Genomic DNA, 288 nt, shown 5'->3' with positions numbered 1-288 from the left:
AACAGCAAACACATTTTTAGCAAGATCGATACCGACAGTGGTGATGGTCATAACGAATCCCTCTGGGTCAATGTTTATCCCATGATTGCATGAAAGTTAACCAGGCGCATATCCAGGGGAAGTCCCTTCCATTCGCTAAGCCAGTGACTAAAGCAGGTATGACGGTCCGCTTTGAATCGCCACGGGTTTAACAGACACCTCAGAGTCATGTCATGCAGCTCCACCGATTTTGAGAACGACAGTGACTTCCGTCCCAGCCTTGCCAGATGTTGTCTCAGATTCAGGTTA

Annotated in this window: 1 pseudogene; it reads right to left on the bottom strand. The window is 47.9% G+C overall.

The annotated features are described in order from the left end of the window. Positions 1 to 185: 185 nt before the first annotated feature. Positions 186 to 288 (bottom strand): annotated as a pseudogene (locus OGX67_RS00430) (IS1 family transposase); the annotation flags it as partial.

The organism is Citrobacter sp. Cf118 (assembly GCF_030334095.1).
Taxonomy (GTDB): domain Bacteria; phylum Pseudomonadota; class Gammaproteobacteria; order Enterobacterales; family Enterobacteriaceae; genus Citrobacter; species Citrobacter freundii.
This window is presented reverse-complemented; position numbering and strand designations above follow the sequence as displayed.